Source organism: Microbacterium sp. bgisy203, assembly GCF_965345155.1.
Lineage (GTDB): Bacteria > Actinomycetota > Actinomycetes > Actinomycetales > Microbacteriaceae > Microbacterium.
In genome coordinates this window covers 83,340-106,492 of the sequence record NZ_CBDRLZ010000003.1, presented here as the reverse complement: position 1 = coordinate 106,492, position 23,153 = coordinate 83,340, and the positions used below count along the sequence as shown (strand labels likewise).

Annotated in this window: 22 protein-coding genes; 10 read left to right on the top strand and 12 right to left on the bottom strand. The window is 69.9% G+C overall.

The window, feature by feature from the left end; all coding sequences use genetic code 11:
• Positions 1–252 precede the first annotated feature (252 nt).
• Positions 253–1,332, bottom strand: coding sequence for a hypothetical protein (locus ACRVYW_RS06330; protein WP_431802808.1), 1,080 nt, complete (start codon positions 1,330–1,332; stop codon positions 253–255).
• Positions 1,333–1,417: 85 nt separating this feature from the next.
• On the opposite strand from ACRVYW_RS06330, the gene ACRVYW_RS06325 reads away from it, so the two are divergent.
• Positions 1,418–2,011, top strand: coding sequence for a TetR/AcrR family transcriptional regulator (locus tag ACRVYW_RS06325; RefSeq protein ID WP_431802806.1), 594 nt, complete (start codon positions 1,418–1,420; stop codon positions 2,009–2,011).
• A gap of 60 nt (positions 2,012–2,071) precedes the next feature.
• On the opposite strand, the gene ACRVYW_RS06320 is transcribed toward ACRVYW_RS06325, so the two are convergent.
• Together ACRVYW_RS06320 and ACRVYW_RS06315 are read right to left on the bottom strand one after the other, a co-directional pair.
• The gene (locus tag ACRVYW_RS06320; RefSeq protein ID WP_431802805.1) at positions 2,072–2,716 is read right to left on the bottom strand and encodes a YdeI/OmpD-associated family protein; all 645 of its coding nucleotides are present in this window, start codon (positions 2,714–2,716) and stop codon (positions 2,072–2,074) included.
• 355 nt (positions 2,717–3,071) lie between these two features.
• Positions 3,072–3,815 (bottom strand): NRDE family protein, encoded by a 744-nt coding sequence (locus tag ACRVYW_RS06315; protein WP_431802803.1) that lies wholly within the window; start codon positions 3,813–3,815, stop codon positions 3,072–3,074.
• Positions 3,816–3,883: 68 nt separating this feature from the next.
• On the opposite strand from ACRVYW_RS06315, the gene coaBC reads away from it, so the two are divergent.
• Complete coding sequence (gene coaBC, locus ACRVYW_RS06310; protein WP_431802801.1) at positions 3,884–5,143, top strand: bifunctional phosphopantothenoylcysteine decarboxylase/phosphopantothenate--cysteine ligase CoaBC; 1,260 nt, start codon at positions 3,884–3,886, stop codon at positions 5,141–5,143.
• A gap of 62 nt (positions 5,144–5,205) precedes the next feature.
• On the opposite strand, the gene ACRVYW_RS06305 is transcribed toward coaBC, so the two are convergent.
• Positions 5,206–7,380 carry a glucose PTS transporter subunit IIA gene (locus ACRVYW_RS06305; RefSeq protein ID WP_431802799.1) on the bottom strand — a complete coding sequence of 725 codons (2,175 nt, stop codon included), beginning with the start codon at positions 7,378–7,380 and terminating at the stop codon, positions 5,206–5,208.
• Positions 7,381–7,659: 279 nt separating this feature from the next.
• Here ACRVYW_RS06305 and ACRVYW_RS06300 point away from each other — a divergent pair, with 279 nt between their 5' ends.
• Positions 7,660–8,625: a lytic transglycosylase domain-containing protein gene (locus ACRVYW_RS06300; protein ID WP_431802797.1), complete on the top strand. Its 966-nt coding sequence runs from the start codon at positions 7,660–7,662 to the stop codon at positions 8,623–8,625.
• A 16-nt stretch (positions 8,626–8,641) separates the two neighbouring features.
• Here ACRVYW_RS06300 and ACRVYW_RS06295 read toward each other — a convergent pair whose 3' ends face one another.
• Genes ACRVYW_RS06295 through ACRVYW_RS06275 form a run of 5 tightly spaced genes read right to left on the bottom strand, consistent with a single transcriptional unit; the run spans position 8,642 to position 12,918 of the window.
• The gene (locus tag ACRVYW_RS06295; RefSeq protein WP_431802795.1) at positions 8,642–9,115 is read right to left on the bottom strand and encodes an S-ribosylhomocysteine lyase; all 474 of its coding nucleotides are present in this window, start codon (positions 9,113–9,115) and stop codon (positions 8,642–8,644) included.
• A gap of 59 nt (positions 9,116–9,174) precedes the next feature.
• The gene (locus ACRVYW_RS06290) at positions 9,175–10,353 is read right to left on the bottom strand and encodes an aminotransferase class I/II-fold pyridoxal phosphate-dependent enzyme (RefSeq protein WP_431802793.1); all 1,179 of its coding nucleotides are present in this window, start codon (positions 10,351–10,353) and stop codon (positions 9,175–9,177) included.
• Between the two features lie 2 nt (positions 10,354–10,355).
• On the bottom strand, positions 10,356–11,024 hold the full coding sequence (locus ACRVYW_RS06285) for a methionine ABC transporter permease (protein ID WP_431802791.1): 669 nt from the start codon (positions 11,022–11,024) through the stop codon (positions 10,356–10,358).
• Positions 11,021–12,073 carry a methionine ABC transporter ATP-binding protein gene (locus ACRVYW_RS06280; RefSeq protein ID WP_431802789.1) on the bottom strand — a complete coding sequence of 351 codons (1,053 nt, stop codon included), beginning with the start codon at positions 12,071–12,073 and terminating at the stop codon, positions 11,021–11,023. The genes ACRVYW_RS06285 and ACRVYW_RS06280 overlap by 4 nt, the downstream gene beginning before the upstream one ends.
• On the bottom strand, positions 12,070–12,918 hold the full coding sequence (locus ACRVYW_RS06275) for a MetQ/NlpA family ABC transporter substrate-binding protein (protein ID WP_431802787.1): 849 nt from the start codon (positions 12,916–12,918) through the stop codon (positions 12,070–12,072). The genes ACRVYW_RS06280 and ACRVYW_RS06275 overlap by 4 nt, the downstream gene beginning before the upstream one ends.
• Before the next feature lie 281 nt (positions 12,919–13,199).
• Between ACRVYW_RS06275 and ACRVYW_RS06270 the strand changes: the two genes are divergently transcribed.
• The 4 genes from ACRVYW_RS06270 to ACRVYW_RS06255 all read left to right on the top strand — a co-directional run bounded on the left by ACRVYW_RS06270 (position 13,200) and on the right by ACRVYW_RS06255 (position 15,859).
• Positions 13,200–13,370 (top strand): CsbD family protein, encoded by a 171-nt coding sequence (locus ACRVYW_RS06270; RefSeq protein WP_431802785.1) that lies wholly within the window; start codon positions 13,200–13,202, stop codon positions 13,368–13,370.
• A 291-nt stretch (positions 13,371–13,661) separates the two neighbouring features.
• Positions 13,662–14,180, top strand: a complete 519-nt coding sequence (locus tag ACRVYW_RS06265) for a hypothetical protein (RefSeq protein WP_431802783.1) — start codon at positions 13,662–13,664, stop codon at positions 14,178–14,180.
• A 114-nt stretch (positions 14,181–14,294) separates the two neighbouring features.
• Positions 14,295–15,020, top strand: coding sequence for a class I SAM-dependent methyltransferase (locus tag ACRVYW_RS06260; RefSeq protein ID WP_431802782.1), 726 nt, complete (start codon positions 14,295–14,297; stop codon positions 15,018–15,020).
• Positions 15,017–15,859: a phosphotransferase gene (locus tag ACRVYW_RS06255; RefSeq protein ID WP_431802780.1), complete on the top strand. Its 843-nt coding sequence runs from the start codon at positions 15,017–15,019 to the stop codon at positions 15,857–15,859. Before ACRVYW_RS06260 ends, ACRVYW_RS06255 begins: the two co-directional genes overlap by 4 nt.
• A gap of 364 nt (positions 15,860–16,223) precedes the next feature.
• On the opposite strand, the gene ACRVYW_RS06250 is transcribed toward ACRVYW_RS06255, so the two are convergent.
• Together ACRVYW_RS06250 and ACRVYW_RS06245 are read right to left on the bottom strand one after the other, a co-directional pair.
• Positions 16,224–16,400: a hypothetical protein gene (locus tag ACRVYW_RS06250; protein WP_431802778.1), complete on the bottom strand. Its 177-nt coding sequence runs from the start codon at positions 16,398–16,400 to the stop codon at positions 16,224–16,226.
• Between the two features lie 431 nt (positions 16,401–16,831).
• Positions 16,832–18,235, bottom strand: coding sequence for a DUF222 domain-containing protein (locus ACRVYW_RS06245; protein ID WP_431802776.1), 1,404 nt, complete (start codon positions 18,233–18,235; stop codon positions 16,832–16,834).
• Positions 18,236–18,503: 268 nt separating this feature from the next.
• On the opposite strand from ACRVYW_RS06245, the gene ACRVYW_RS06240 reads away from it, so the two are divergent.
• The gene (locus ACRVYW_RS06240) at positions 18,504–18,827 is read left to right on the top strand and encodes a hypothetical protein (RefSeq protein WP_431802774.1); all 324 of its coding nucleotides are present in this window, start codon (positions 18,504–18,506) and stop codon (positions 18,825–18,827) included.
• 180 nt (positions 18,828–19,007) lie between these two features.
• Complete coding sequence (locus ACRVYW_RS06235) at positions 19,008–20,603, top strand: isocitrate lyase (RefSeq protein ID WP_431802772.1); 1,596 nt, start codon at positions 19,008–19,010, stop codon at positions 20,601–20,603.
• Between the two features lie 117 nt (positions 20,604–20,720).
• Here ACRVYW_RS06235 and ACRVYW_RS06230 read toward each other — a convergent pair whose 3' ends face one another.
• Entirely contained in the window at positions 20,721–22,598 is a 1,878-nt protein-coding gene (locus ACRVYW_RS06230; protein WP_431802770.1) for a DUF2207 family protein, read from the bottom strand.
• A 97-nt stretch (positions 22,599–22,695) separates the two neighbouring features.
• On the opposite strand from ACRVYW_RS06230, the gene ACRVYW_RS06225 reads away from it, so the two are divergent.
• On the top strand, positions 22,696–23,124 hold the full coding sequence (locus tag ACRVYW_RS06225) for a MarR family winged helix-turn-helix transcriptional regulator (protein WP_431802768.1): 429 nt from the start codon (positions 22,696–22,698) through the stop codon (positions 23,122–23,124).
• The last annotated feature ends 29 nt before the right edge of the window (positions 23,125–23,153 follow it).

The following is a 23,153-nucleotide window of genomic DNA, read 5'->3' as shown; positions in this document are numbered from 1 at the left end:
CGGCACGGGCTGGGCGCGGCGGGGACGGGGCGGGGCCGCGCCTTTCCCGCGAGACCGCCTGTTCCCGACGAGACCACCGTTTGTTGCCCGGGGTCTCGTCGAGAACGCGCGGTCTCGCGGCGGGGACGGGGCGGGCGGCCTCTTTCCCGCGAGACCGCCTGTTCTCGACCAGACCCGCGTCTTTCGCCCGGGGTTTCGTCGAGAACGCGCGGTCTCGCGGGAAGGGGGACGGGAGGCGCGGCGGGGATGCCGTCAGACGGCGGCGGCGACGGGGTCGTCCTCGTGCGTGGCGAGCTCGTCGGGCTCGGCGCCGCCGGCGGTGCGGAAGTGCCCGATCACCGAGAGCAGCAGGGCGCCGACGGTCCATCCGGCGAGCACGAGCCAGGAGAAGCTCGCGTCGGCATCCGGGAAGTAGGCCACATCGCGCAACAGGTTCGCGGCAGCTCCCGGCGGGAACCACTGGCCGATCTGACCCCACGCGCCGGGCAGGAACTCGCGCGGCATCGCGGCGCCCGAGATCGGGTTGGCGAAGAGCAGCATGACGATCGGCCCGACGGCGATGCCCGCACGCCCGATCAGCGCGACGACGCCCGTGATCGGCGCCGCGATCGCGGCGAGCGCGAGGGCGATGGCCGCCCACTGGACCCAGAAGTCCCCCTGCAGCACCCCGAACCATCCGTCGAGGATGCCGGTGAGCACGAGCCCGCCCACGGCGGAGTAGACGACCACCGCGAGCACGCGCCGCATCGCCCCGATGATCGCGAGGGAGATCACGATGCCGCCGAGCATTCCCCCCATCACGAGCGGGAACATCGCCGCGGTGAGGCCCGTTCCGCGCGGATCAGTGGATGCCAGGGGTACGACGTCCGTCACAGTGACGGCGATGTGGGCCGGGGCCGGAGCTCCCGCCGCGGCGGCGCCGGCGGCCGCCTGCGCGTTCACCTGACCCTCGAGAGCGCCCGCGATGCCGGTGAGCAGCTGCGCGACCGACGCGTTCGCCGCAGAGGCGATGAGCACCTCGGGAGCATCGCCGAGGACGATCGCGCCGTACACCTCACGCTTCTCGATGGCCACCACTGCGGCATCCCGATCGTCCACGCGCGTGAACTCCAGGACATCGGGCTGCTTCTCGGCGACCGCGTCGGTGACCGCGTCGACGGCCTGGTCGGGGCCGGCGACGGCGACGGGAAGGTCGTGCGGCGCGGCCGTGACGCTCGGCCAGGCGAAGGCGAGGACGATGACCGCGACGACCGCCGCGAGAACAAGAGAGAGCACGCCGACGCGCCGCACCGGGGTGTGCGGCGTGTGGATGACGGGGGTGGGGGCGGCCATGGCAACTCCTGGCGAACTTAAGAAAACGAATACTCGTTCTTTATACTCGCTCCCTCTAGGATCGACAAGCGGGAGGAGGACACGGATGCCGAAGGTCAGCGACGAATACCGTCAGGCGCGCCGCGACGAGATCGTCGACGTGGCGATCCGGTGTTTCCTTTCGCGCGGGTTCGGGCGCACGTCGATCGCCGACCTCGTGACGGAGTCGGGGCTGTCGGCCGGCGCGATCTACGGCAACTTCCCCGGCGGGAAGGACGAGATCTTCGTCGCCGCCGCGACGCGCATCCTCCACACCCGCCGGTCGGAGCTCGAGGCGCGTCGACGCGAAGACCCACCTCTCGCCCCCGGCGAGGTCATGGCGACGCTCATCTCCGGAATCAGCGGCGAACAGATCAGCGCGGTCCTGCCCCAGCTCTGGGGACAAGCGGCCGTCGACGCCGAGATCCGCGCGCTCGTGCGCGAGGTCTTCCTCGAGTTGCGCGCGACCGTCGTCGGCGCCATCGCCGATTGGGCGGCGGCGCACCCCGACAAGGTCGAGGGGGACGCCCGCCTGTGGGCCGAGCGGGTCGGGCCCATCGTGCTCTCGACGGCGCCAGGGTTCATCCTGCAGAAGACCCTCATGCCCGATTTCGACGCCGAGGGGTACCTCGCGGCGCTCCCGACTCTCCTCCCCCACTGACCCCGGCGCCGCATCCTCGGGCCGCGCAGCCTTCGGTCGTTGAGCGCGCGCAACCCCCGGTCAGCGATCGGAGGGGTCGGCGGCGCGGGCCGCGGCGGCGGCGCGGGCGAGCCACGCGGGGGCGTCCCCGTAGCGCTGCAACGGGATGAGCCGCCCCGCGGCGCTGTCGGCGACGAGCGCCGCCAGTCGATCGGCGCGCGTCTGCTCACGCTTGCCGCCGTGGATCCAGCTCGCCGCGAGGCGCCGGTAGCCGGGCGTCGCCTCGGCCCAGAACGCCGCGGCGGCCGGATCGGTGGCGATCGCCGCCTCTTCGGCATCCGTCAATGCGTCGGCGTTCTCATAGGCGTACACGCCGCTGCGCTCGGGGCGTCGCTTCTCGTACGCGGCGATCCCCGCCGGGTGCATGCGGCCTTCGGCGGTGAGGCGCTCGACGTGGGCGATGTTGACGGCGCTCCAGTTCGAGGCCGGACGCCGGGGGCTCCACCGCTGCGCACGCATCTCGCGGATGCGCCGGCTCGTCGAGTCGATCCATCCGAAGCACAGGGCCTCGGGCACGGCATCCTCCCACCGGAGGCCCTGCTCGGGATGCCCCTTCGGTCGCCGTTCCATCCACAGCTCGCTCGCCGAGTCGTGGTTCTCGGCCAGCCAGGTGCGGAACGCCGCGGCATCCGCGAAGAACACCACTTCGGGCTCGTCCCCGTCCATGCGCGCGACGCTACCACCGGCCTCCGACACGCCCACCCCGCCCCTGGCGGACGCGCACTCCCCACCCCGCGCCGATGCCCCCTCCCCACCCCGCGAGACCGCCTCCTCTCGACGAGACCCCCGATGACAACGCCGGGTCTCGTCGAGAACGCGCGGTCTCGGGGGCATGGGGGCGCGTGATACGGCGAGGGGCGGCGCGGCGAGTGGCGACGCGCGGCACGGCGAGTGGCGACGCGCGGCACGGCGAGCGGCGAGGCGCGGCACGGCGAGTGGCGACGCGCGGCACGTCGCGACGTGACGCGGGGCGCGCGGCGAGCCGCAGAGCGCGACCGGCATGAGCGCGACGGATGCCGCGTCAGGCGAGGACGGGGCGGTTCCAGGCGCCGGGCTGGTCGAACTCGCCGTAGCGGACGTCGACGCCGTCCGGGCCGGCCGAGGCCGCACACACCAGCAGCGACAGCGTCGGATACCCGAACGGGCGGTTGTCGCGGACGATCGCGCGGTCATCGACCGGGCCGACGGCGCTCGTGCGCTCGAGGATGTCGAGCCACGCACCCGCCCAGTCATCCGCCCAGCCGCCCGCACCACCACCTGCCCAGCCGCCCTCATCGACCGGCGCGGCGAACGCGTCGCGCCACGCGGCGATGCGTGCGGTGGCGGGGTCGTCGACGTCGTCGTGCGCGATCATGTGGATCCCGGGTTCGAGCACAACGCGGCGCACCGAGGCGCCATCCCACATCGTGACGGATGCCTCCCCCGCGCTCACCTCGACGAGATTGAAGCCGTGGGTGCGGGGCTGACCCTCCGGCATCCGCCCCTCGACGGCGTCGAGCACGACCCTCCCCCGCGACGCGAGGGGTTCCGCGCCGTCGGTCACGACGTCGGCGCGGTTGAGGATCACCGCGACGCGCCCGCGGTCGGCGTCGGCCGCGAGCCACGCGCCGCCCGCGCGGCGGTCGCGCACGCCGACGACACCGGGGAGCTCGGGCCACCACGCACCGAGCGGATCCCACGTGCGGGCAGGGTCCTCGTCGCGCACCGCGAGCAGTCGGACGGCCTCGTCGGGCTCGGAAGGGACGTGGACGATGACGGTGCACACGGTGCTCGTGACCTCTCTGCCGCCTCCGCGCGAGGCCTCGAGCGAGGCATCCGTGGGAGGATCGGACCATGTTCGTTGTCGTGGGCGTGACGGGCGGCATCGCCGCGTACAAGACGGTGCACCTCGTGCGCGCCTTGGTGACCAACGGTCACGAGGTGCACGTTGTTCCCACGGCCGACGCGCTGCGCTTCGTCGGGACGACCACGTGGGAGGCCGTCTCGAGGAATCCTGTCACGACGAGCGTCCATGACGACGTCGCGCAGGTGCGACACGTCGCCCTCGGAACGTCCGCCGACCTCGTCGTCATCGCCCCGGCGACCGCGAACACCCTCGCGCGCATGGCGGCGGGCATCGCCGACGACCTCCTCGGTGTGACGCTCCTCGCGACGACCGCGCCCGTCGTCGTCGCCCCCGCGATGCATACGGCGATGTGGGAGCACGCGGCCACGCAGGCCAACATCGCGACCTTGCGCGCGCGAGGCGTCCACATCGTCGGTCCCGCCGATGGGCCTCTCACGGGCGGAGACAGCGGGCCGGGACGCATGGTCGAACCCGACGAGATCGTCGCGGCGGCGCTGCAGGTGGCGGCGGGCGTCGTAGCGGGCGGCGTCGTGCGCAGTACAGACACGGATGCCTCCGATCGCGCAGATCTGGACGGCGTGCGCCTCGCGGTCTCGACGGGCGGCACCCGCGAGCCGATCGATCCCGTCCGCTACCTCGGCAACCGCTCGAGCGGACGCCAGGGCGCCGCGCTCGCCCTCGCCGCCGCCGAGCGCGGCGCGGAGGTCGCGCTCGTCGCGGCGCACGTCGACGACGGCGTGCTGGATGCCGCAGTGAACCACCCGCGCATCACGCTCGTGCGGGCCGGGTCCGCCGCCGAGCTCGAGACGGCGATGACGGATGCCGCGGCCACCGCCGACGTCGTCGCGATGGTCGCCGCTGTCGCCGACTACCGGGTCGCGTCGCCCTCGGCCGAGAAGCTCCGAAAGGAAGACGGCATCCCCCGTCTGGATCTCGTCGAGAACCCGGACATCCTCGCGGGGCTCGTCGCGCGACGCCGCGCGGGCCAGACGATCGTCGGGTTCGCCGCCGAGACCGCGTCGTCTGACGAGGAGCTCCTCGAGCGCGGACGCCGCAAGCGCGCCCGGAAGGGCGTCGACCTCCTCGCGGTCAACGCCGTGGGTGAGGGCATCGGATTCGAGAGCGCCGACAACCGTGTGCTGCTCCTCGGCGCAGACGACGCCCTCGTCGCCGACGTCGCAGGCGCGAAGCGCGAGGTCGCCGACGCCGTGTGGGATGCCGTGGTCGCGCTGCGCGCCGGGACCTGAGGCCGTTTCGACTCGCGGCTGCGGCGCTCGCTCAGCGAGTCGAAACGCCGCAACCGCCCGGACTACGCCTTCGTCTGCACGTCCAGCAGCGGCTCGCCGTGCGAGACGGGCCCGAGCTTCACCGGGTCGACCGTGTCGAAGGCATCCGCGTTCAGCACGATGACCGGGGTGATGAGCGCGTAGCCCGCCTTCTCGATGACGGAGCGGTCGAACACCACGAGCGGCGATCCGGTCTCGACCTTGTCGCCGTTGACGACCTTGACGTCGAAGCCTTCGCCCTTGAGGTTCACCGTGTCGATGCCGACGTGGATCAGCACCTCGACACCGCTGTCGAGCTTCAGCCCGAACGCGTGACCGGTGGGCTGCGCCGCGACCACGGTGCCGGCTCCCGGCGCGTACACGGTGTCGCCCGACGGCTCGATCGCGACGCCCGGACCCATGACTCCGCCGGCGAAGACAGGGTCGGGCACGGTGTCGAGCGAGACGGCGTTGCCGTCGAGGGGCGATGCGATCTGGATGAGCGCACCGACCTCGGTCGTCTCACCCTCGCCCTTCGGCGCGGCCGCGGTCGCCGTCCCGGCCGCGACGGCGGTGGCGGTCGCCGCCCCCGCGGTCGCGGTACCTCCGGCCCGGGTTGCTCCGGCATCCGGAAGCAGCTCGCTGCCTCCGGCGACCTCCGAGACCGACGCGGCCTCGTCGCGGACGCCTCCCACGACGTCGCTGCCGTCGGCCGCGCCCGCCACCGCCGGGGCCGCCTTGTCCTTCGGGTCCTTGTAACCCGAGAAGATGATGAGCGCCATCGCGACGAAGAACGCGCTGAGCACGGCGATCGTGTACAACCCGATCGGGTTGAAGGCCGGGATCGTGAGCAGCGACGTGAACACGAACGCCTGCGTCGTGATGCCGTTCTTCAGGCCCAGCACCAGCGAACCGATACCGATGATGAGGCCACCCGTGAGGCATCCGACGAGCATGCGCGGATAGATCCGCTTGTACCGGAGATGGATGCCGTACAGCGACGGTTCGGAGATGCCACCCAGCAGACCCGCCGCGAGCGCACCGGTCGCCGTCTGCTTCATGTCCTTGTCCTTCTCGCGCCACGCGAGGAAGAGGACACCGGCGGTCGCACCGAAGCACGCGAAGTTCCACGCACCCATGGGGCCCTGGATGAAGTCGTAGCCGAGGGTCTGGATGTTGAGGAGCATGATCGCGTTGATCGGCCAGTGCAGACCCAGCGGCACCATGAACGGATACGCCAACGGGATGACGATCGCGAAGATGAACGGCGAGAAGGAGTTGATCGCCGCGAGGAAGCTCGCAAGTCCCGCGCCGACGTAGACGCCGATGGGGCCGATGAGGAAGGCCGTCAGCGGGATCATGATGAGCATCGCGAGGAACGGCACGAAGATGAGCTGCAGGTTGGCCGGGATGATCTTCTTCAGCAGTTTGTAGAGCGGCCCGAGGACCGCGGCCATCAGCAGCGGCGGGAACACCTGCGACGAGTAGTCGGCGATCGGCATCGGCAAGCCCCAGATCTGCACGATCGCGACCTGCGCCTGCTCGAACCCGAACAGCGGCGTCTTCTCGACGCCCTCACCGAGCGCGGTGAAGCCGGGGAGCATGAGCACGGCCATGATCGCGAAGCCCACCCACGGGTCGGCGCCGATCTTGGCCGAGGCGTTGTACGCGACCATGAGCGGCAGGAAGACGAACACGCACTGCCACATCAGGTTCACGAACGCCCACGACGGGTCGAGGGTGACGCCGGGCGAGTTCCACGCGGGGATGACGCCGAGCGTCGCCATGAGCGCCATGAAGGTGATGAACAGGGATGCCCCGAGCAGGGCGCCGAGGATGGGGCGGAACGAGTCGGACAGGTACTCGAAGAGCGTGTCGAGCCAGGCGTTCTTTCCGCGCGGGCCCTTCGCGCGCTCGCGGGCCTTGATGTCGGCGTCGGAGTCGGCTGTCGTCGTCGCCGTGCGCGCGCCCGACATCGAGGGCAGCGCCATGATCTCGTTATAGACGTTCTGAACGCCGCCGCCGATGACGACCTGGAAGCGATCGCCGGCCTGCGGCACTGCTCCGAGGACTCCGGGGATCTTCTCGGCGGTGTCTTTATCGGCCTTGTCGCCGTCGCGCAGTTGGAACCTGAGCCGCGTCGCGCAGTGGGTCAGACTCTCGACATTGTCGGCGCCGCCGACCGCGTCGATGATCTCGGATGCCGGGTCGTAAGCCATGCTTTCATCTCCCTGGACGTGGCCTGAAAGTCGCCTTTGCGGTGACTCTATACCTGGCCCCCGACACCCCGAAAGACCCCCGCCGCGGTTGTGGTCAGGCCAACGGATGTCGCGGACCTCGGCGTGTACATTCCAGCATCCGCATTCAGGCTTCTTTCAGGTTTCGTACCGGGTCTGTCCAGAAAACGTTGCCAACCTGTGACCTTCGTGTCCAACCCGAGGACGCACGCCGCTGGTAGCGCTCTGCCGCCGCGACGTTGATCTACCGGAAGTACGCGTATGCCCCGTCTCTCTCTCCGCTTCGTCACGCCTGCGCTCATCTGCGCCGGGCTCGTCGCCACCTCGATCGGCGCGACCGGCGCCGCCCTCCCCCCGAACGCACCGGACGCGGCGGGGCAGAGCGACTCTTCGCGCGCGCACAGCGTCTCCGCTCCCCTCTCGACCATCACCGCGCGCGGCGAGTCGACGCTCGACAAGGCTCGCGCAGCCGTCTCCGCGGCACGCGACGTGACCGCCGACATCGCCGCGTCGGGCCTCACGCTCGATGTCCCGAGCACCGTCATCGACACCAGCACCCTGAGCGAGCACATCGACAAGCTCGGCAACATCGACGTGACGCCCGTGATGCTCGTGCCCTCGCTGAGCGCCGACACCGAGGCCGAGACGCAGTCCGTGCTCGTGCAGACGGCGACGCTGCGCGGCCAGCTCGACGCCGCCGTCGCGAAGAAGGCCGAAGAGGATGCCGCCGCACAAGCCGCCGCACAGGCCGCCGCGATCGAGGCCGTGAACGCCGCCGCAGAGGCCAAGGCCGCCGCCGAGAAGGCCGCCGCCGAGAAGGCCGCGGCCGAGCAGGCCGCCGCGGAGAAGGCCGCCGCCGAGAAGGCCGCGCGGTCGTCGTCGGGCGGCTCGGTGTCGGTGCCGTCGGTCAACGTGAACGTCGACCCCGCATCGGCGCAGGGCATCGCCCGGTCGATGATGGCGGCGAGCTACGGCTGGGGCGACGACCAGTTCGCGTGCCTCGTGTCGCTGTGGAACAAGGAGTCGGGCTGGCGCGTGAACGCCGCGAACCCGAGCGGGGCGTACGGCATCCCGCAGGCGCTCCCCGGCAGCAAGATGGCCTCGGCCGGCGCCGACTGGGCGACCAACCCCGCGACGCAGATCGCGTGGGGCCTGGGTTACATCTCCGGACGCTACGGCACCCCCTGCGGCGCGTGGGGCCACTCCCAGTCGAACGGCTGGTACTGAGCGACGCCGGGCGAGACTAGGCGAGGACGCGCGAGAACGCGTCGAGGCTGATGCCGTCGTCGAGGATGCGCCGCGACCATTCGCGCGCCGAGTGCAGCGAGTGGTCGCGGTAGTTCCCGCATTCGACCGCGGAGACCCCCGGGACGTCGCTCTCGGTCGCCTCGTCGGCGATGAAACACAGGCTGCTCGTCAGCGCGCGGGCGACCTCGGAGACCTCCGGCTCGCCCCACATGAGCAGGTGGAAGCCCGTGCGGCATCCGAACGGCGAAATGTCGATCACCCCGGCGATGCGGTCGCGGAGGAGCCCCGCGAGCAGATGCTCAATGGTGTGGAGACCGGCCGTCGGGATCTCGCCCTCGTTGGGCTGCACGAAGCGCACGTCGAAGTTCGTGATCGCGTCTCCGGACGGTCCGTGCTCGACGCCGATCTTGCGCACGTAGGGCGCCAGAACAGCAGTGTGGTCCAGGGTGAAGCTCTCGATCTCGGCCATGGGGTTCCTTTCGGGCTGTGAGGGAAGCGGACGTGCGGTTCGCCGTTCGCGGCGCCGGGTCAACGCGGCGGGCGGCCTGGAAGAGTCAGTGCGGCGAGCCTTTCGATCATCTCAGCGAGAACGGCGTCGTCGTGCACGAGTCCCAGCCGCACGTGGCTGCGTCCGCGCGGACCGAACCCGTCTCCCGGCGCCACGGCGACTCTCGCCTCTGTGCGCAGCCGGTCGGCGAAGCGCACGGCGTCGCCGCCGCCGGGAACCCGCGCCCAGACGAAGAAGGTCCCCTCCGGCTCGATCACGTCCCAGCCGATCTCGCGAAGTCCGGCGACGACGAGGTCTCGACGACGCCGATACACGTCGACGAGCTCGCGCGCGGCCGACTGGTCGCCCGAGAGCGCGGCGGCGGCGGCATCCTGCATCGCGCCGAAGATCGTCGAGAACGCGTGTGACTGGTAACGCGTCATCGCCGCGATGATCGAGGCGTTTCCCGCCGCGAAGCCGAATCGCCACCCCGCCATGCTGTAGGTCTTCGACAGCGTCTGGATCTCGACCGTGCGCTCCTTCTGCGGGTCGGCGCTGAGCGCGGAACGCGGAGGCGCCTCGAAGCCGAGCGACGCGTAGGCGAAGTCGTGGACGAACGCCGCTCCGAGCCGCTCGGACGCGTCGAGCGCGCGAGGGAAGGTGTCGTCGGCGGCGAGCGCGCCGGTCGGATTGTGCGGGTAGTTCAACAGGACGACCGCCGCACGGTCGATGCCGTCGAGGGCGGCGAAGTCGGGCTGATAGTCGGGCTCGCTCAGCGGCACGGGATGGACGCGCGCGCCCGCGAGATCGATCGCCGACACGTAGATCGGGTACCCCGGATCGGGGACGATGACGCGATCGCCCGGGTCGGCGAGGCCGAGCACCGCGGCCATGAGCGCCTCGTGCGACCCGTGGAACACCGCGACTTCGGTCGCGGGGTCGATCTCGATCCCGTGATCGCGGCGGTAGCGGTGCGCGATCGCCTCGCGCACGGCCGGGCGGCCCGCGTAGGAGGGGTAGCGGTGGTTGGCGGGGTCGGCGACGGCGCACTGCATGGCGCGGACGATGTGCTCGGGCGTCGGCAGATCGGGGTTGCCCTTGGAGACGTCGATCATGGGTGCGCCCGGTTCTGCGCGGAGCCGGGCGACCTCGGCATCCATCGCTCCCCAGAAGTTCTGCGGTAGCGCGCGCACGCGTGCCGACGCGGTGAAGGATGCCACGCTCAGCGCCTCCGGTATCGTCGCGCGATCGAAGTGCCGAGCACCTGGATCCCCTGGACCAGCAGGATGAGCGTCACACAGGTGATGAGCATCGCGAACCCGTCGTAGCGCTGGTACCCGTACGACAGGGCGAGGTCGCCGATGCCGCCCGCGCCCACGATGCCGGCGACGGCGGTGGCGTCGATGAGCCCGATCGACGCGATCGTGATCGCGAGGATCAGCGAGCTGCGCGCCTCGGGCAGCATGAACCGTCCGATGATCTGCAGCGGCGTCGCCCCCATCGATCGGGCCGCCTCGATCACCCCGTCGGGAACCTCGAGCAGGGAGTTCTCGACCAGGCGACCGATGTAGGGCGCGATCATGACGGTCAGGGGCACGATGGCCGCCCAGACGCCGATGCTCGTGCCGACCAGAAGCCGCGTGAAGGGGAGGATGGCGACGAGCAGGATGATGAACGGCAGCGAACGGATCAGGTTGACGACGACGCCGAGGGCCACGTTCACCGGCCGGTTCTGCAGCACCCCGCCGGGGCGCGTGACAGCGAGCACCGTGCCGATGACGATGCCGAGCAGCGAGCCGAGCGCGAGAGCCACACCGAGCATCTGCAGCGTCTCGGCAAGAGCCTTGAAGAACATCTCGGGAGTGACGAGCGTCCACGGGGCAACCTTCATCCGGTCACCTCCTCGAAATGGGCGACGCGCGGACGGAGGAAGGCCTGCGCGTCGGCCACCTGCCGCGACGAGCCTTCGATCTTGAGGATCATCTGTCCGACGGTGTGGGCTCCGATCTCGGTCATGTCGGCGTGGAGCATGTTCGCGGTGACACCGACGTCGGTGACCAGGCTCGACACGAGCGGTTGGGTCACCTGGTCATCGAGCAGCAACAGCCGCCACAGTCCGTCGTGGCCGAGGTGTTCGAGGACGCGGTCGGGAAGACCCTGCGGGATGACGGTGGAGACGAAGTCGCGGGTGATCTGCGCGCGGGGGCGGACGAAGAGATCGAGCACGGGTCCCTGCTCGACGACCTGTCCATCGGCCATGACGGCGACCTCGTCCGCCAGGTCTTTGATGACGTCCATCTCGTGCGTGACGACGAGGATCGTCGTGCCGAAATCGCGGTTGATCGTGCGGAGCAGATCGATGATCTGCGTGGTCGTGGTGGGGTCGAGGGCGCTCGTCGCCTCGTCGGCGAGGAGCACGCGGGGGTTACGCGCGAGGGCGCGTGCGATGCCCACGCGCTGCTTCTGGCCCCCCGACAGGTCGCCCGGCTGGCTCTCGGCCTTGGCCGACAGGCCGACGACCTCGAGGACCTCGTCGGCGCGCGTGCGAGCCTCGTCCGCGGAGACGCCGTCGAGGCGCAGCGGGAGGGCGACGTTGTCACGCACGCGCAGGGTCGAGAGCAGATTGAACTGCTGGAAGATCATGCCGGTGCTCTTCTGCGCCGCGCGCAGGCGCGCACCCCGCAGCGCCGCGATATCGGTCCCTCCGACCACGACCCGGCCCGACGTGGGCTTCTCGAGGCCGTTGACGAGGCGGATGAGCGTCGACTTGCCGGCGCCCGAGTAGCCGATCACGCCGTGGATCGTCCCCGGACGGATATCGAGAGAGACACCGCGGAGGGCCGTCGTGGCGGCGGCCTTCCGCGAGGGGAACGTCTTCGATACATCGTCGAAGACGATCCCCCCTGCGACGTCAGGGCTCGCGGAGACGTCCGAACTCACTCGAACCAGGCCGGCAGGTTGTATCCGTCGTACTGCGGGTCGCTCGTGATGTAGTCGATGAACTCGGGCGAGCGGTATGCCGCCGCGATCGCCTTCGCCCAGCCCGACTCGAGGTCGCTCGAACGCACGGCGACGACGTTGGAGAACTGTACGAGCTGGTCTTCGACGGCGAGCGCGTCGTCGTAGTCGAGTCCACCCGCGACGATGAAGTTCCCCTGGATCGTCGCGTAGTCGACGTCTTGCAGCGCGGGGACCTGCTGTGCGTTCTCGATCGGGGTGATGTTCAGCTCGTGGGGGTTGTCGGTGATGATCGACAGGTCGGCGGTGTTCGGGTCGTCGACGTCGTCGAAGTCGATCCAGCCCACGTCGCGCAGGATCAGCAGGCCACGGTAGAGGTTCGAGGGAGAGTTGGGAACCGTGACGGTCGCGCCCTTCGCGACGTCGTCGAGCGAGGTCTGCTTGCCCCCGAACAGGCCCATGCGCGGGGTCGGCACCTGCACGAGCGCCGCATTGTCGAGGCCCTCCTGCGCGTTGACGAAGTCGAGGTAGACGGGGTGCTGCATGATGTTGGCGTCGATCTCGCCGCGGTCGACCGCGACGTTGACGACGATGCCGTCGGTGAAGTCGACGGTCTCGACGTCGTAGCCCTCCTTCTCGAGGATCGGCAGGATGCCTCCCTCGAACATCTCCTTGTAGGGACCGGGGTTGAAGCCGATCTTGATGTCGGTCTTGTCGTCTGCGGCGCCGCTGGACGAGCCCGCGTCAGGACTGGACGCGCCGCAGGCGGTGAGCGACAGGGCGAGCGCAGCCGCAGCGACGGTCGCGAAGAGGCGTGAGGTTGACATGTGCGTGGTCCTCTGGTGCGTGCGCAAGGGTGAGCGCGGAGTTCGGGGGTGCGGGGCGCGGCTTGTGCCGGTGGTGCTCGAGGTGGTGCGGGTGTGCGCGTTGCTGCATCGGCGCGCCCCTCACGGTAAGGATGCGTGGGGCGTGCTGGCCACCTCGCCGTCACACATCGTCATGGGATGCCGTCGCGGAACTAGCGCCCCTCCGAAGATGCGTCAACCCCCTCGGCATCCGCGCCTCGCGCTCGTAGTTTCGAGGTGTTCGCGACAGAAAGGGGCACCCCATGGGACTCGACGACAAGATCAAGAACGCCGCTGAGGACCTCGGCGGCAAGGCCAAAGAGGGTTTCGGCAAGATCACGCACAACGAGAAGCTCGAGGCCGAAGGCAAGGCTGAGCAGGCCAAGGCCGACGTGAAGAAGGCCGGCGAGAACGTGAAGGATGCCTTCAAGTAACCCCTCACTCCCCCAACGCAGAACGCCCCCGCCCCCAGCGGGGGCGTTCTCGTGTGTGGCGCCCCGGGTTCTATCTGGGGCCCGAGGTTTTGTGGGCGCGAATCGTCGCCTCCGCGCGCGGTGAGGACGATCTGCGCCCACGAAATCCCGGGAGAGCGCGATCTGCGCCCACGATTTGGGCGCCCCACCATCCGCTGACCGAGTTCGCGCGTGCGGAGGGCCCTCACCCACCCGCTGATCGAGTGCGCCCGCGCAGCGGGCGTGTATCGAGATTCCCCCTACCCTTGAGGGATGCCTGATCCCACGCTCCCCCGCGACGGCCTGCGCATCGTCGTCGGGGGCAGGGCCCGCGCCGACCTCGTCGCGGAACTGCGACGCGCCGGCATCCACCTCAACGCGTACGCGGAGACGCTCCTCGCAGATGCCGCGTTCGAGCGCGCCGAGGCGCCGACGGAGATCGCGTTCGTCGACCGGTCGGTCGCGGAACTCGGGCTTCCGAACGGAGGGACGCTGGCCGACGTGTTCGGCGCTGCGCGCGCCGCGGGGCTCGATCTCTGCCCGCCGCAGGCAGGGCCCTATCTGCGGTTCGCGACCCTCGCTCAGGCATCCGCGCCGGATTCGGTGATGAACGCCGGGCGCGCGCCCTCGGCCTCGCTCACCGTCGCGAGTGCACCGCTGCGCCTCGACGACGACTATCCGAAGGGCTTCTACCTCCGCGTCGTCGACGGGGTGCCATGGCTGCGCGGCTACCGCTGCGACGACGAGCACGTGTTCGCGCCGGAGGACCGTCTGGTGTTCCGGATGCCGTGATCCCGCGCGTCGCGGCTGTTCAGTGGTCGCGTTCAGCGGGACCGCCTCGCGGGTTCTCGACGAACGTGCCCACACCAGGATGCCTGGGCCGCGCGCCGCCGATAGCGTGGGGGCATGGCCTACGACGATCCGCGACTCGTCGAGCTCTACGACATCGACAATCCGGACGGCCCTGACCACGACTTCTACCGGGCGTTGGCGGCTGACGTGGATGCCTCGGCGATCGTCGATCTCGGCTGCGGCACCGGCATGCTGACAACGACCCTCGCCCGACCCGGGCGCTCCGTGGTCGGCGTCGATCCTTCCGCCGCGATGCTCGACGTCGCTCGCGCACGCCCCGGTGGCGACCAGGTCGATTGGATCCGCGGGGACTCTCGCGCCCTGCCCGCCCGCGGCTTTGACTACGCGCTGATGACCGGCAACGTCGCGCAGCACATCGGTGACGACGCGTGGGGTCGCACCCTTCGCGACCTGCGCCGGGTGATGCGGCCCGGGGCGACGCTCGCCTTCGAGACGCGCAATCCCGACGCCCGGGCGTGGGAAGACTGGTCGTCGCCGACGCGCAGCACGCGACACACGAGGCACGGAGAACTCATCGAATGGATGACGGCGGAAGAGATCGCTCCCGGCACGGTGCGAATCGAGGCATCCAACTACTTCGTGGAAGCCGATGAGACCGTCATCGACCGGTTCGATCTGGTGTTCCGCGATCTCGAAACCGTCTCACGCGACCTGGAAGCAGCCGGTTTCGACGTCGAGGCGGTCTCCGGCGACGGGCTCGAGACGCCGTTCGAGGGGAGCGCGCCGCTCATGGTCTTCGTCGCGCGCGCCGCCCGATGACCCGTCCGCTCAGCCCACGGCAGCAGCACGTCGTCGTCGCCGCGATCGGCGCACACGAGCTCGTCACCGACATGTCCTGGCCGCTCGGCGACACGACGGTGCTCCGCGTCCGCTCGGCCGCAGGCGAGTACGTCGTCAAGGCGGGAGGCCCGCACAACCACCACATCGCGCGCGAGATCGCCGCGCACGAGACCGCGACCGCACCCCTCGCTCGCGCCGGGCTGGCCAGCCAGCTGATCGCGGCGGATGCCGAGGCCGGCGTGCTCATCACGACCTATCTCGCGGGAGATCTCGTGCAGGGAACCCCGGCCGAGTTCTCGCCCGAAGTGCATCGACAGGCAGGCGTCCTGCTGCGGGCGTTCCACGGCGACGACGCGCGACTCGATCCGGATTACGAGGCACTCGTGACGGCGAAGGCGCTCACGAGGCTCGACCGGGAGCACCGCATCCGCGACGACGCGGCGGCGCTCGCGCGCGACGTCCTCTCCCGGTACACGGCAAGGCCGGTGGCGGTCGTCGCGACCCACGGCGACTGGCATCCACGGAACTGGGTGTACGACGGCGCGCGCGTGGGCATGATCGACTTCGGCAGGTTCGAGCATCGGCCGGCGGCGACCGACCTGTGCCGACTCGCCGTGCAGCAGTGGGCGATAGATCCTGCGCTCGAGGGAGCATTCCTGGACGGCTACGGGCCTGACCCTCGCGACCCGGAGGTATGGGCCATCGATCAGCTTCGCGAGGCAGTCGGCACCGCGGTCTGGGCATACGAGGTCGGGGACGAGGAGTTCGAGCGCCAAGGACACCGCATGCTCGCCGTGGCCCTCGCGCCGTTCGCCTGACCGCGGCGGGCGGAGCGCGGCACCGCGCGGGTCTCAGTGGTCGCGTTTGGCGGGAACGGCGTCCGTGTTCTCGACGAACGCGTCCAGTGAAGGATGCCTCAGCCGCGCGGGCCGGATCCTTGCGCGCGCGGGGTCACGGCCGCACCAAGATGTAGCGGTGCAGGCGTAGCCCGGGGCTCCGCGAGCTGCACTTCCCGTCGCGCACGGCGAGGACCTTGGTCGGCGACATCCAGCCCTGCGAGGGCTTGTGCCTGCGGCGGCATCACGGCGCCAAAGCAGTTCGGGCCGCTGCGCTCGGGGAAGGTGCCGGCGATCGCGCGCGCTCCGGGGACGACTGAGGCGGAGTCATCCCACTCCGCTCCTGTCACCTCAGCGTGTCGGCTCGGCCGGCGGCCGTCCTCGACCCGCGCGACCGCGCGTCAGGCCAGGCCCGCTCGGCGGCGAGCCCCGCAGGGACGACGAACGGGTGCGTCTCCAGCATCCACCAGTCCACCCAGCGATCGGCGAGGGCGGAAGCAATGTCGATCCCGAGCACCTTCACGCCCGTCATCCTACGAACCCGGCGCACTTCGCCCCGCGAACCGCTGGACTCGGCGAACTTCTCCGCAGTTGTCGAGGATGCCGGTCGGCGAGGTCGATCTCCCGGGAGCGTTCTCCCGCACTTTTTGGAGCACGGCGTCTCCCCCGCCCAGGCGGACACAGAATCAACGTCGTCGGCGGGTCAGATGGGCACCGATTCTGTGAGGTTCAAAAGAATCACGAAAAGGTAACGCCGAGGCCTTGATCACCGTTACCTGGTCGTTATAGAGTGCTCGCACGGTAGTTGTTTTGCTGTGGCAGCTACCTACATGTGATTGCAGGACACTCTTGGTGCAAGGGACACGGGCCGGTCGGAAGCCTCTCCGACCGGCCTTCTCTTTGCCCTCCTTGCCCTCGTGCCCTCGTGGTCCGGGCGTCGGCCCGCGGCGCGCGTCACGTGCGCAGGAGTTTCCTGCGCAGTCGTGTCGGTGAGGTGGTGACGGGTCGCCATCGGTGCGAGGTATCGAACCAGCCGGGTGGCATGACTTCGGGGATGCCGTTGTTCGTGCGGACCTTCCAGCCGGTGCGGTCGAGGAAGCGGTGGTGGTACCAGCAGAGCAACACGCCGTTGTCGGTGTGGGTGGGTCCACCATGGGCGTGGTCGGTGACGTGGTGGATTTCGCACCAGGCGGCGCGGACACCGCAGCCGGGGATGATGCAGCCGCCGTCGCGGAGGGCGATCGCGCGGCGCTGGTGCCGGTTGAAGACACGTTCTTCGGTGCCGATGCGGAGGATGCGCCCGTCGGGGCGGCTGGCGATGCGCTGGATGACGCCCGAACAGGCGACGTGGCGGGCGACGGCGATGCTGATCGGTTGATCGCAGCCCTGCGCGTGCGCGTACCCGGTGCCGGCGGTGAGGTCTCCGGCATCCACATGCACGACGAGCGTGGGTGCGGCACCTCCCAGGGTGGGGAGCAGGCCACTGGAGGCGGCGGTGCCCAGCGCGGCGGCGAGGGCGTCGTGCTGCTTCTGCGGGCGGGTGCGGTCATCGAGCGGCGCGACCGGCCCGTCGCCGTCATCGGCGTAGGGGTCGGTGAACGTGACGGTCGGCGCCAAATGCGCGTCGAAGATCGTCTGCAGCTGCGCGGCGACTTCCGGGAGCAGGGTTCCGCGGATCGGGATGCCGTGCGAGGTGGGGGCCCCGAGGGTGAGGGAACGCTTCCGTTCCATGACACGCTCACGGGGTTCCGCACCGTCCTGATCGAGAGCCAGCGCCCACGTCTGCGCGTGGATCTTCAGCAGGTCCGCGCACGCCGGTGGCGCCCCGTCGGGTCCTTCGCCCCGCGCTTCGCTCACGCACACGTCCGCCGCCTGGCGGCGCGCCTTCGCGGTCACGCGGGGCGCGGTCTGCTGGAGGGGGTCGGTGATCGCGAGGACACCGTCCACCCCGATCACCCCCTCCAGGACCGCGCCCCGCACCGACGGGAACGGGGCGGGAAGGAGTTCCCCGGTGGTGTCGGACACGGCGGGGCGGATGGTCTTCGCCGCACGGATCACCCGGTTCGCGGTCGCCGGGGACACGAGGGTGGTCCGTTGGATCAGTTCGTTCAGGTCATGACACCCGAGCCGGGACGTCATCCGGTCGTCGCGGATCGGGTTCTCCGACCGCCGTCCGGTCTCACCGACCGCGTCGAGCAGGAGGGCCTCGACGAGGCGTCCGAGCTCCGCGACGGTACCGAGGTGGGTGGCGAGTTCAGTGTCGGATGCCTGCTCGAACGCCCGCTCGCGGGCCGCGTCACCGACCGTCGCGGCGAGGCGTTCGGCCAGGTCGCGGAACGGGGCGGTGAGGAGATCCATACCCCTATTGTCGCGAGGGGCTCCGACATTCCGACCCCGAAAACAGCCGATCGGACACGTAATCCGCAGATCTATGTGTGAGAGTTTCGGCACACATCGGTCGCGGTGATCTCGATACACCCGCGCTGCGCGCGGGCACTCGATCAGCGAGGTGGACTCGACCCGTCGGGGCAGTCGATCGGCGAAGGGGGGCGTTTCGACTCGGCGCTACGCGCCTCGCTCAACGACCGGGGGGGACGGGGGACGAAGGGGCTGGGAGGATGGGGGCATGGACGACCTCGTGATCTCGCTCATCGTCACCGGATCCCCCAGCGCGACCGGCGCGCAGCTGCAGAACCTCTACCGCCTGATCGGGCGCTCCACGCCCGAGCTACGCGATGCGCTGGCGAACGAGACGCCGCTGTACACGGCATCCCTCTTCGGTCAGGAGCACATCGTCGAGGCGCCGCGGCTCGAGAAGGCGATCGCGTTCGCGACCGAGGCGGGCTGGGCGTTCCGACTCACCGAGAGAGAGGGCGACAGCGGCGAGGATGCCGAGATCTCACTCGCCACCCTCGACGAGATCCTCACCGGCCCCCACGACGTCGAATAGCCCCCGCACCGCCCCTTTCCTGCACAAGAGCAGAATTTCGCACGATCTTCACGCGCTGTTTGACATAAAGACCCCTTCTTCTTGGGGTCATGCTGGTTCCAGCGACACGGAGGCCACCGGCATCCCGCCACCGATCTCCCTCGCACGAGCTCTACCGCCAACACCGCAAAGGAAGAAGCAATGTCTGCTTACGAAGACGACATCCAGGCCGTGCAGGCCCTGAAGGACGAGAACGGACCCTCCTGGGACGCGATCAACCCCGAGTACGTCGCCCGCATGCGGGCGCAGAACCGGTTCCGCACCGGCCTCGAGATCGCCCAGTACACAGCCGACATCATGCGCAAGGACATGGCCGAGTACGACGCCGACTCGTCGGTCTACACGCAGTCGCTCGGCGTCTGGCACGGCTTCATCGGTCAGCAGAAGCTCATCTCGATCAAGAAGCACCTGAAGTCGACCAACAAGCGCTACCTCTACCTCTCCGGCTGGATGGTCGCCGCCCTCCGCTCGGAGTTCGGTCCCCTCCCCGACCAGTCGATGCACGAGAAGACCGCGGTGCCCGCGCTCATCGAAGAGCTTTACACCTTCCTCCGCCAGGCCGACGCCCGCGAGCTCGACCTCCTCTTCACGAAGCTCGACGAGGCCCGCCTCGCCGGCGACGAGACCGCGGTGGAGTTCATCCAGTCGCAGATCGACAACTACGAGACCCACGTCGTCCCGATCATCGCCGACATCGACGCCGGCTTCGGCAACCCCGAGGCGACCTACCTGCTCGCCAAGAAGATGATCGAGGCCGGCGCCTGCGCCATCCAGATCGAGAACCAGGTCTCCGACGAGAAGCAGTGCGGCCACCAGGACGGCAAGGTCACGGTTCCGCACGAGGACTTCCTCGCGAAGATCAACGCGGTCCGCTACGCGTTCCTCGAGCTCGGCATCGACAACGGCGTGATCGTCGCCCGCACCGACTCGCTCGGCGCCGGCCTCACCCAGAAGATCGCCGTCTCGGCCGAGCCGGGCGACCTGGGCGACCAGTACAACGCGTTCCTCGACGTCGAAGAGGTCAGCGACGCCGACCTGCACGACGGCGACGTCGTGATCCGCCGCGAGGGCAAGCTGCTGCGCCCCAAGCGTCTGGCCTCGAACCTGTACCAGTTCAAGAGCGGCACGGGCGAGGCCCGCTGCGTGCTCGACTGCATCACGTCGCTGCAGAACGGTGCCGACCTCCTCTGGATCGAGACCGAGAAGCCGCACGTCGAGCAGATCGCCGGCATGGTCGACGAGATCCGCAAGGAGATCCCGAACGCGAAGCTCGTCTACAACAACAGCCCGTCGTTCAACTGGACGCTCAACTTCCGCCAGCAGGCGTACGACGCGCTGGTCGCAGAGGGCAAGGACGTCTCGGCCTACGACCGCGCCGACCTCATGAACGTCGCCTACGACGACACCGAGCTCGCGCAGCTGGCCGACCAGAAGATCCGCTCGTTCCAGAAGGACGGCTCGGCCCGCGCCGGCATCTTCCACCACCTGATCACCCTGCCGACCTACCACACGGCCGCGCTGTCGACCGACGACCTGGCCAAGGGCTACTTCGGCGACGAGGGCATGCTCGCCTACGTCAAGGGCGTGCAGCGCCGCGAGATCCGCGAGGGCATCGCGACGGTCAAGCACCAGAACATGGCCGGCTCCGACATCGGTGACAACCACAAGGAGTACTTCGCCGGCGACGCGGCTCTCAAGGCCGGCGGCAAGGACAACACGATGAACCAGTTCGGCTGATCCACACCTCCCACACACGACGCGGCCCCCGGCATCCACCGCCGGGGGCCGCGTCGCGTGTACGGGGCACGCAGAAGGCGACGGATGCCGGGATGCGCGCCCTCGGCATCCGCCGGATCAGACCCCTCCGCCCCCTCCGCCGCCTCCTCCTCCGCCGGCGAACCCGCCGCCGCTTGATCCGCCCGACGAGGACGACGACCCGAACGACCCCGAGGACCCCGACCCGGAGGACTCATACGGCGCCGCGATCGTCAGCGAGCGAAGTCCGGCGGCCAGCACCGTCGCGTCGAGCGGCCCGCTCCCCGCGTACCAGTGCGGCTCCCGCTCGCCCGCGCCGGGATAGAGCGCGGTGAGCTCACGAGCCCACTGCTTCTCCTGCCCGAAGATGACGGCGTAGGGCAGGAGCCTCTCGTACACGGCGAGCTTCTGCCGCGGGTCGTCGACGTCGATGGCGACGCGCTCGGCGCCCTCGGGCGATTGCAGCATGCGGATGCGGTCTGCCTCTGCCCACGCGATGAACTGCTCCATACCCCGCAAGTGATCGCGAAAGCGCGCGCCGCGCGCTGTGAGGGGCCGAAGCGCGAGGAGCACGAGGATCGCCACCAGCGCGACGACGGAGACCGCCATGAGGATGACGGGCGCAACCCAGTTCGCGTGGTCCGCGATGGCGCCGATTCCGAAGAACCACACCGCGACGACCATGACGGAGGCGACCGCGATGGGCCACGCGCGCGCGGCGGTCGGAATCTTCCGCCGCAATCCGCGGGTGAGAATCTCGCTTTCGGCGCTGTTGAGCGCCCTCTGTGCCGCTCGCGCGGCCCCCTGATTCCTCACGCCGAAGGTGTAGCGCGACCCGGGTTTGCGCCCGTGGAAGATCCCCGTGAGCAGAGGGCGCGCGTTCTCGTCCGCGAGCGAGAAGTCGACGAGTTCGGCGACGAGCTGGGGCTTTCCGCGCCATGTCTTCTTCGTCGACTCGACGATCCGGATCGACCCCGCCACCGCCTGTTCGAGGACCTCGGCTGTGATTCCCTTCTTCCGCCGACGGATCAGCACCGCGCTCTCCAGCGCATCGAGGGATGCCGGCGGCTCGTACTGCGCGACGATGGTGCGACGCCCTCTGCCGCCGGCGCTCGCCTTCCACCACGCGCGGAAGCCGAATGCTCCCGCCGCGAACGTCCCCACGAGCGCCAGAACCTGCAGCCAACCGGCAGGCGACGCGAGAAGCGACGTGTCGTACATCGCGAACGTCCCCGGCGCGAAGCCCACCGCGAACGTGAGCGTCTCGTAGGGTGCGACGCCCGCAGCCGTCGCCGTGATCGTGGCGCCTCCGTCTCCGGAGGGCGCCCGCGAGATGTCGTCGCAGGCATCCGTCAGCCCGTACTCACCGCGATAGCACGCCTGATTCCCGGTGAGCGATGGCGCAAGATCGGCATCGAGGTGCAGCCGCGCGGTGACACGACCGAACGGCTCGCCCCATCGGGTGCCGTTGACGTTCCAGTAGAACTCCAGCCCCGTGTCGGGGAAGTCCCACGTGACGTTCTCGAGCGTGTAGGTGATCACGTAGGTCTGTCTGCCGTGCAGATAGTCGTCCGCCCGCGAGACGACGGAGAACTCGTCGTCGACGTCTTCGACGTCGGCCGGGCGGGGCGCTCCGTTCTCGTCGGTGATCGACACGAGCACCGGCTCGAGCGGCTGGCCGTTGTAGGTGTCGGGCATCGATCGGCGGATGCCGCGGTTCTGGTCGCTGTCGGGGAACACCGCGACGATCGTCTCCACGACCCGCAGCCGGCTCGTGCGATCATCGGCGCGGGTGAGCACGTAGTCCGCGTCGAACGAATCGAATGTGAGGTCGTCGACGTCGCCGGGAACGGCGGAGAGGCCCGGCTCCGAAGCCGACGCCTCGAGCGCCGGAGCGGCCGCCGCGGCGGCACCCGTCGTGAGGGCGAGTGCGGCGTCGACGGCGGCGAGGAGGGTGATGACGCGCACGCGGAGCATGCCTTCAGACTATGCGCGACGGTGAAGGGCGGTCCCGCCGCCGGGGCCGACGCCGGGCCGACGCCGGGCATGCGCGAGCGCGCATTACAGTGGAGCGATGACCGATCGCCGCCTCGCCGTCGCCGCCTGGGAGAACCTGTTCCGCGCGCAGCACGAGGTCTTCGCGGAGCTGAGCGACGACTTCACCGGCGGTGAGCTCTCCCAGGCCGAGTACGACGTGCTCCTGACTGTCGCCCGGAGCGACGACCACGCGGCGCGCCTGCGCGATGTCACGGCGAACATGCTCATCAGTCAGCCGAGCGTCTCGCGCCTCGTCGACCGGATGGTCGCGCGGGGGCTCCTCAGCAAGTGCCCCGATCCCCACGACGGGCGCGGCGCGATCGTCCGCGCGACCGACGAGGGGCTCGTCGCCTTCCGCAAGCTCGCCACGACGCACGGCCGGTCGATCGCCGACCGCATGTCGGTGCTCACCGACGACGAGCTGACCCAGCTCGAGGCTCTGACGGCGAAGCTTCGCGGGGTCTGACGCTCCCTCGGCTTCCGTCCGCACACGCT

What these genes read in the sequence shown, in the direction of transcription:
- ACRVYW_RS06330 (WP_431802808.1), bottom strand. Translation starts at nt 1,332, where the DNA reads ATGGCCGCCCCCACCCCCGTCATCCACACGCCGCACACCCCGGTGCGG.
- ACRVYW_RS06325 (WP_431802806.1), top strand. Translation starts at nt 1,418, where the DNA reads ATGCCGAAGGTCAGCGACGAATACCGTCAGGCGCGCCGCGACGAGATC.
- ACRVYW_RS06320 (WP_431802805.1), bottom strand. Translation starts at nt 2,716, where the DNA reads ATGGACGGGGACGAGCCCGAAGTGGTGTTCTTCGCGGATGCCGCGGCG.
- coaBC (WP_431802801.1), top strand. Translation starts at nt 3,884, where the DNA reads ATGTTCGTTGTCGTGGGCGTGACGGGCGGCATCGCCGCGTACAAGACG.
- ACRVYW_RS06305 (WP_431802799.1), bottom strand. Translation starts at nt 7,380, where the DNA reads ATGGCTTACGACCCGGCATCCGAGATCATCGACGCGGTCGGCGGCGCC.
- ACRVYW_RS06300 (WP_431802797.1), top strand. Translation starts at nt 7,660, where the DNA reads ATGCCCCGTCTCTCTCTCCGCTTCGTCACGCCTGCGCTCATCTGCGCC.
- ACRVYW_RS06295 (WP_431802795.1), bottom strand. Translation starts at nt 9,115, where the DNA reads ATGGCCGAGATCGAGAGCTTCACCCTGGACCACACTGCTGTTCTGGCG.
- ACRVYW_RS06285 (WP_431802791.1), bottom strand. Translation starts at nt 11,024, where the DNA reads ATGAAGGTTGCCCCGTGGACGCTCGTCACTCCCGAGATGTTCTTCAAG.
- ACRVYW_RS06275 (WP_431802787.1), bottom strand. Translation starts at nt 12,918, where the DNA reads ATGTCAACCTCACGCCTCTTCGCGACCGTCGCTGCGGCTGCGCTCGCC.
- ACRVYW_RS06270 (WP_431802785.1), top strand. Translation starts at nt 13,200, where the DNA reads ATGGGACTCGACGACAAGATCAAGAACGCCGCTGAGGACCTCGGCGGC.
- ACRVYW_RS06265 (WP_431802783.1), top strand. Translation starts at nt 13,662, where the DNA reads ATGCCTGATCCCACGCTCCCCCGCGACGGCCTGCGCATCGTCGTCGGG.
- ACRVYW_RS06260 (WP_431802782.1), top strand. Translation starts at nt 14,295, where the DNA reads ATGGCCTACGACGATCCGCGACTCGTCGAGCTCTACGACATCGACAAT.
- ACRVYW_RS06255 (WP_431802780.1), top strand. Translation starts at nt 15,017, where the DNA reads ATGACCCGTCCGCTCAGCCCACGGCAGCAGCACGTCGTCGTCGCCGCG.
- ACRVYW_RS06245 (WP_431802776.1), bottom strand. Translation starts at nt 18,235, where the DNA reads ATGGATCTCCTCACCGCCCCGTTCCGCGACCTGGCCGAACGCCTCGCC.
- ACRVYW_RS06240 (WP_431802774.1), top strand. Translation starts at nt 18,504, where the DNA reads ATGGACGACCTCGTGATCTCGCTCATCGTCACCGGATCCCCCAGCGCG.
- ACRVYW_RS06235 (WP_431802772.1), top strand. Translation starts at nt 19,008, where the DNA reads ATGTCTGCTTACGAAGACGACATCCAGGCCGTGCAGGCCCTGAAGGAC.
- ACRVYW_RS06230 (WP_431802770.1), bottom strand. Translation starts at nt 22,598, where the DNA reads ATGCTCCGCGTGCGCGTCATCACCCTCCTCGCCGCCGTCGACGCCGCA.
- ACRVYW_RS06225 (WP_431802768.1), top strand. Translation starts at nt 22,696, where the DNA reads ATGACCGATCGCCGCCTCGCCGTCGCCGCCTGGGAGAACCTGTTCCGC.